4 protein-coding genes are annotated in these 6,586 nt (G+C 30.5%); all 4 read left to right on the top strand.

Going from position 1 to position 6,586, the window contains the following annotated elements:
• The first annotated feature begins 759 nt into the window (after nucleotides 1–759).
• The 4 genes from B5P40_RS30585 (at nucleotide 760) to nheC (ending at nucleotide 5,933) form a co-directional block, all read left to right on the top strand.
• Nucleotides 760–1,332: a tyrosine-type recombinase/integrase gene (locus tag B5P40_RS30585; RefSeq protein ID WP_113710452.1), complete on the top strand. Its 573-nt coding sequence runs from the start codon at nucleotides 760–762 to the stop codon at nucleotides 1,330–1,332.
• A gap of 887 nt (nucleotides 1,333–2,219) precedes the next feature.
• Nucleotides 2,220–3,380, top strand: coding sequence for a non-hemolytic enterotoxin subunit A (gene nheA / locus B5P40_RS30580; protein ID WP_002169642.1), 1,161 nt, complete (start codon nucleotides 2,220–2,222; stop codon nucleotides 3,378–3,380).
• 54 nt (nucleotides 3,381–3,434) lie between these two features.
• Nucleotides 3,435–4,565 carry a non-hemolytic enterotoxin subunit B gene (gene nheB / locus B5P40_RS30575; protein WP_078177475.1) on the top strand — a complete coding sequence of 377 codons (1,131 nt, stop codon included), beginning with the start codon at nucleotides 3,435–3,437 and terminating at the stop codon, nucleotides 4,563–4,565.
• Nucleotides 4,566–4,838: 273 nt separating this feature from the next.
• A complete protein-coding gene (gene nheC / locus B5P40_RS30570) occupies nucleotides 4,839–5,933 on the top strand; it encodes a non-hemolytic enterotoxin subunit C (RefSeq protein ID WP_113710451.1) in 1,095 nt (364 codons plus the stop codon).
• Nucleotides 5,934–6,586 lie beyond the last annotated feature (653 nt).

Genomic DNA, 6,586 nt, shown 5'->3' with positions numbered 1-6,586 from the left:
AGAAAACAAGAGCAGCTAGCAACAGCTAACTGCTCACCTAATGGAGGTCTTGTTCCAACTAGGTTATCTACAGTATTGACGGAATATCGAGTTTTATTCGTGAAGAAATACGTTTAACTTAATGCATAGCCCACAATCAAAGTTAGTGTTAAAAACACTGATAATAAAAGTGTTAGTAGAACTGTTACTAGGGGTCACCATATCAAAAAAAGACAATTGTACGTTTAGACACAATTTATAGTAAGCAACAGCTAGTCTATAAACAAGCCATTTCTACAATTGCTACGTAATATATACTCGATTTATGTAAAAGTTTCCCAACATTATACTATTACTATATAAACTATAATATAAGTAATTCTTTTTATTATTTATATTTTGTTATTTCCTGTTGCAGAATCCTTATAATAAGGATTCCTTTTTTTTTATCAAAAATATACAAAGAAAAAAGATAAGATCGGGAACACAATCTTATCTTTAGCACAAGGAGTAAACATAAGTGATAACCATCACATTTTTATTATACTTTAATTTTTGTTAATTTTGAATATTAAAACCATAATTTACAAGTATATCTATATTGAGAAATTTAATACAAATTTAGTTGTAAATGTTTTAAAAAACGAAAGTAAACTTTTAGCCAAAAGTTTACTTTCATTTCCCCTAAAACATTGACTTTCATCTAATTTCATTGATATTATAAAAAAAGACTAAAAAGTATACATTCAAATCATTGAAAATAAAGGGATTGAAAAACAGATGGATAAAAAGCAACATTTAATTGATGTACAACCAATTCGGAGCAAAGAACAGCTCGAAGATATGAAATGGTCTCTTAAACGTCATTGTTCAGATCGTGATTATATTTTATTCCTACTTGGGATTAATACTGGATTACGTGTAAGTGACTTACTTAAAATGGAAACGAGTGAAATTTTAAAACTGAAACGAAAAAAACGAAAAGAATTTAAAGTGAAAGAAGGAAAAACAAAAAAGGAACGTATCATAAATATTACATCTATTTTTGAGGAAGTATTTCCATACGCTGAAAATCTAAAAAGTACCTGGTTATTTCCTTCTCGAAAAGGTGATAAACCCATTAGTAAAATTCAAGCCTATCGACAATTACAAAAAGCCGGGGATTTTGCCGGAGTCGAATCTTTAGGTACCCATACCATGCGTAAAACATTTGGATATTGGTTTTACAAGCAAACAAAGGATATTGCTATGTTACAAGAAATATTGAATCATAGTACACCACAAATTACACTAAGATACATCGGGATTAATAAGGAAGAAAAAGATAATGTACTTGATACATTCCGCATCTAATTTAAATTAGATGCTTCTTTATTTTCGGAGATATGTTGAAATGATATAGTGCCCCCTGCAAGTAAAAATTTTGTGTATTACCTCCTTTCAATCCAATACAAGTATATTTCTTATTATGATTTTTAGTTTTCGACGAATAAAAATGCCCTATTGTATAAGGGGGACGGAAACGATTAGGGGTTTTAAGGGCCACTCTGGAATTAAATACCACGCTTTAATTTTGATAATTGTATTTGAGAACCTCTAAATCCTTTAAAATCAATAACTTGTAATCTTATCAATAGAGTGTGATTATGCAATTATACATATCCAAATAAAGGGTTAAATGTATAAGTAATACCATTAAATTATTCTATAAGTATTTTTCTAAAATAAAAACTAACCCCTTCTAAATTAATATAGTTATTTTTTCATTGGATTTATTAAGTTGTAATCATTATAATTACTACGATAGAATTCATCATTAATTTTATTGGTATAATATATCCTCACTCATATTAAGTATGTAACTATAAAATTATCGAATACATAAGATAAAATTCTAATATTTACGACAAAATTTTACTATTTACGACAAAATTTCACTATATTCGCAATGGAGTTTAATGTTTTAATAAGGGCATAAGATATTAGTTACATTTTATGACATATAAAATCAAGATTACCTTTGTATATGTCTTTTATGTAACTGCTTAGGGAATACGTTTATAGTAGGCAATATGTACAAATATTTACAAGCTATATTTAGATTCCCACAATATGTATTTTTATAACTGTATATGACAATTAATTGTCGAAAGGTTAGATTTCATATAAATAAAAATTAAACCTTTAAAATTTAGTCCAACTATTTTATCAAAAAACACCAATTAATAGGAGGAGTTACCATGAAAAAAACGTTAATCGCAGGGTTATTAGTTACAGCAGTATCTACAAGTTGCTTCTCACCTGTAAATACTTTTGCAGAAAGTAATACAACTTATTTACAACCAAGTAGTATACTTGGACCCGCTATGGATAGGTTATCAAATTCGATTACGAAATTAGGATCACAGACGCCATTAATTCAAGGATATGGGCTAATCATATTACAGCAACCAGATCTTGATGTAAGTACTATATATGGAATAACTACTGATCAAGGCACTGTAAGAAACCATGTTCGAGACTGCCTGGATATAAATAACCACAAATTATCCGTTGTAAATCAAGACATACAGAGTTTCGGAATAAGGTTTACAAATTATTACAATAAATTAGTTGAACTAGCTGGAAAAATGAATGAAGATCCGGAAGCAAAAGCATTATTTGTACGTATTTTTAACTTACTTCAAGGTGACGTGCAAAAAATTCAGTATAATATGAAAATAACTTCAGAAGACTTAAACAATTCTAAAAACGAATTGGCTGAAGATAGTAATAATTTTTCTAGTAAAGTTAGCAGAGCGTTTGAATCTTATAAGGGTTCAGACGGAGACATTGAAAAATTAAGAACGGAAATGGGACAACTTAATGCAGGCATTCAAGAAGATTTTGAAAAACTTCTAGCTCTACCAAAAGAAAATCTAGACGGTTCTTTAAATATTACAAAGTCGGTTATTAATATTTTGAAAGACGGAGTTAAGGATAAAACTGTAGACGTGTCTAATTTGGAAGCGATTTATAACCAATATGGACAACTCAAAAATGATAAAGTAACAGAACTGAATAAAGCTATTGCTCAAAAGCAACAGAAACTAATTCAATTGGTACAAAATTTATCGAATATTGAAGTGCAAGCAACTCAAATGACACTTATTGAGCAGCAATTAAATAACTTTACAAGAACAGTTAAAAAGCAAACTCAGAGTTTTGACAATCTAGTAAGTAGTTGGGACACCTTTAATAACATAATGATTGAAACGGGGACAAGTCTTAATACTGATGTGAAAATAGATTCTAATTCATTACAAGCACGATTAAAAGAGCTTAAACAGTTTACGGATGAATTGAAAAAACAAACAACGGAATATCAAGAGAGTGTTACAAAAATAAAAGTAACAGGATGAAATTTGTAGAATTCAGAACAATAATTCTTAATAATGTAAGGAGAGAAAAATGTGATGAAAAAACCTTATAAAGTAATGGCTTTATCTACATTAATAGCAACAATCGTAGCGGGTGGCATTATGCCATCATATGCCTCGGCAGAGGCACCTGCACCTATTTATGCAAATCAAGACCTTAAATACCCTAGTTATTACCTTGGACCAACAGGGCTTGATAATGCGATGAAGGACACTAAATCCAATATGTTGGTAATGGACCTGTATGCTTTAACTATTCTTAAACAAGCTGATATTAATTTGGATGGTTTACCTTCAGTTGGCGATAATTTAAAAACAGCCATTAAAGCCAACCAAAATCTTACTAGAGAAAATGCAACATACTGGTTAAATAATTTGAAATCAGGGATAGTTACGACGAATCAAAATATTATCAGTTATGATACAAAATTCCAAAATTATTCTCGTTATTTATTACAATATAAAAATGATCCAGTCAAACTAACAGCTTTGCTTACAAAGTTGAATGGTGAAATTTCACAGAATAAAGATCAAGTGACCAAATTAGTGGAGGATTTAAAAAGCTTTCGCGGCAAATTAGAAAAAGATACACAAAATTTAAAAGGGAATGCTGAAGAAGTCGTAAATATTTTAACTGGTCAAGAAGCTGGAATTCCACTGTTTCAGAAACAAATCGAAACAAATAAAGCATTAATCGATGAGAATAACAAAATTTATATTGCATCGTCGGTTGCAACTGCTGCTGGTGCATATTTAGTTCTTTCACCTTTTGCGCCCTTAGGTGCACCTATATTAGGAGGCGGGATATACGGAGTAGTTTCATCGCAGCAGCAGATAATCAAGGCACAAGAAGAAATTATAACGCTAACACAAAATATTTCAATGGCGCAACTACAGTCAGCTAGGTTAACGATAGTGCAAAGTGATATTAAAAATTTAACAGATACAATTGATAAAGCTATTGTTTCTCTTGAAAATATAAAGACTGCGTGGGATGGAATGGGAACAAAATATGACGCATTGATTAAGAGTGCTAAAGCTGTTGACCCAGAATTCCTTGCTATGGATATAACAGCAGATCTGGATACAGCGAAGGATCATTGGGAGCAGATTAGAAAGTATGCTGAAAATATTCAAAGTAGTGAGATTTCGTTCTTGAACAAATAATATTACATCAAGAAATTGCCGAAGTAATGAAAAATATAATATACTGATTTTCCCTTTTGAAGAACACATAATGTGAGTCTCCTGTTCAAGTTTGAGCAGGAGACTTCCTATATAGTTATGAAACTTAATAAAGATTATAGAATAAGAAAGTACGAGAATCTCTATTTTAATATGTTGTTTTATTTGCAATAATCGTAATTCATTTGAAGTAAAGAATAGAAGCTTATGAATTTAATAAAATATGTGATACATGTGAAAAAGCAGGTGAAAAAGATGAATAAGAATTTATATAAGAAAATTATTTTGTCAACAATCATTACGGGAATGGCAGTGAGTAATGTAATTCCACTTCATACTTTGGCAGCAGAACAAACTGTGTCCCAACAGCAAGAAAGTTTGAAGAACTATTCCCTTGGTCCTGGTGAATTTAAAGAAGTAATGGGAAAAATGGTGGCAAATATCCTTACAATGGATTCATATGCCAATACAATCAGTAATCAACAGCTGACAGATTTAAGTAAAATAAGTTCTATAAATGGTGATTTACAAGCAAACATGATTAAGCATCAACGGGATGCAATAGAGAATGCCGACTTTTGGTTCATGCATTTTAAAACTCGTATTATGTACACGCATCAGAATATTGTAAGTTATAATGATACGTTTCAAGTAAGTTATAAGCTTTTACTAACTGCTATAGAGCAAAAAGATACAGAGAAATTAAAATATGAACTAGAAAATTTGTACAATAGTATTTTGTACAATAGTCAAAAATTAGATGTACTGTTAGAAAAATTGAAAAATTTTCAAGGTGAAATAGCAGAAAATACAAGAAATTTCAAAGAAGATTTCAATCAATTGGAGAATATTCTAGAAAGTACGAACGCTGGTATTCCGCTTCTACAACAACGAATTGAGAATTGTAATAATACAATTAAAGAAAACTATGATAAACGTGGTGGCTATATAGCTTTATCTGTATTTATGCCTCCGATTGGTATACCATTGATTGTCACTGCTGACAAGAATATCGCATCTGCACAACAAGAAATAGAACAATTAAAGTCCAGAATTTCTGGAGCAGAGGCAGAAGTAGTTATTTTGACTGATGCCAAAAATAAAACGGAACATATGGCTGCAACAGTTGGTACAGCTGTTACTGCTCTTGAAAATATAAAGACTCAGTGGGGGACAGTGGAGAAAAAATATAAATCATTGATTGACAGTGTTGACAACATTAGTCTAGACCTGTTTGATGAGATTATAAGAGCAGATCTGGATACAGCGAAGGATAATTGGCAAGACCTTAAAAATTATGCGGATAAATTATATGAAGGTGCTAAGATTGTACAAGGAAACAGATTATAAAAGTAGACCCACCAGAAGAGCGAATTAAACAAATGGCACCGGATTGCTCCTGAATGTTACATAATACACTCAAAAAAAGTCTCTTGGGAAATAATGTATCACTATGACCTAGTTTTACACGTATCTCGACTGAACCCCAGTATTCCCCCTTGCTATATTTAAAAGAAAGAAATGTGAGGAGAGAAGGCCATACGGAAAATTCTTTTAGGAAATTTATTAGTATTTGCAATACTAATGAGTATGTCTTTTGAACATAACGAAGTCGTAACGAATTCTAAAGAAGAAACTGAAGAGGTGGATTTAATCTTTCCATATGAGTATTAAAAAAGAAACAATCACTAATGATAAACATAATGTTTCAATAAGTAATGTCTTTTTCAAAATACATCCTCCCCAAAATATATTGTTTATTTAATTATAGAAATTATGGGTTATTTTTTCTTAGTGTTATTCAGATTCGAAAAAGGCGAAACGTCAAGTAACTCCCCAATATACAATAAAGGTTTTTGTATATAGCTTGTTTTCTTCTAACCTTACAGAACTGTCATCTTTATGTAAGGTTAGAAGATAGTTTGTTTAACATTTTAAATGTAATAATAAAATTATAAGAAATGAAAATGAATTTTTAGAAATTATAGGAGTGTGTTAATAAT

Origin of the sequence: Bacillus sp. SRB_8 (assembly GCF_003264205.1) — a bacterium.
GTDB lineage: Bacteria > Bacillota > Bacilli > Bacillales > Bacillaceae_G > Bacillus_A > Bacillus_A mycoides.
Note: the sequence above shows the minus strand (reverse complement) of the source record. Positions and strands in the feature narration are given on the sequence as shown.

Bases quoted from the DNA above. Each gene is read 5' to 3' on its own strand.
- B5P40_RS30585 (WP_113710452.1), top strand. From the start codon at position 760: ATGGATAAAAAGCAACATTTAATTGATGTACAACCAATTCGGAGCAAA.
- nheC (WP_113710451.1), top strand. From the start codon at position 4,839: ATGAATAAGAATTTATATAAGAAAATTATTTTGTCAACAATCATTACG.
- nheB (WP_078177475.1), top strand. From the start codon at position 3,435: ATGAAAAAACCTTATAAAGTAATGGCTTTATCTACATTAATAGCAACA.
- nheA (WP_002169642.1), top strand. From the start codon at position 2,220: ATGAAAAAAACGTTAATCGCAGGGTTATTAGTTACAGCAGTATCTACA.